At 46.1% G+C, this 642-nt stretch carries 1 protein-coding gene; it reads right to left on the bottom strand.

Features of this window, described 5'->3' with window-relative positions; genetic code table 11:
* Nucleotides 1-64 precede the first annotated feature (64 nt).
* Nucleotides 65-642, bottom strand: a 578-nt coding sequence (gene rpiA / locus R7Q48_RS28290; RefSeq protein ID WP_318133637.1) for a ribose-5-phosphate isomerase RpiA, incomplete at its 5' end; no start/stop codon positions are given.

Below are 642 nucleotides of genomic sequence, written 5' to 3'. Positions count from 1 at the left end.
TGCAGCACAGTCTGTAATGATATAACAGAAAACTGAATCAGATAGACCGATTCATGGCTGTTATTTACTCTTCAATTTTTGCGCCTTCTGGCGTACCAGTGATCACAACATCAGCACCACGGTGAGCAAAAAGACCAACCGTTACCACACCCGCGATACCGTTGATTTTGTCTTCCATCTCTTTCGGGTTGGTGATGTGCATGTTGTGCACATCTAGGATGATGTTGCCGTTATCCGTTACAACACCTTCACGGTATGCAGGGTCGCCACCAAGTTTCACCAACTCACGAGCAACGTAAGAACGTGCCATTGGAATCACTTCCACTGGAAGAGGGAACTGGCCAAGCACGTCAACCGCTTTCGTGTCGTCAACGATACATACAAACTTTTCAGAGATTGCTGCAACGATTTTTTCACGAGTTAGCGCTGCACCGCCACCTTTGATCATTTCACGCGCAGGGTTGATTTCGTCTGCGCCATCAACATATACGTCTAGCTTAATTACGTCGTTGCACTCAAAAACTTCAATACCAAGCTCTTTTAGACGCTCTGTAGAAGCAACTGAGCTAGACACTGCACCTTTAATATCATCTTTGATAGTGCCTAGTGCATCGATGAAGTGATTCACGGTAGAGCCTGTGC

The organism is Vibrio sp. 378, from assembly GCF_033339435.1.
Note: the sequence above shows the minus strand (reverse complement) of the source record. Positions and strands in the feature narration are given on the sequence as shown.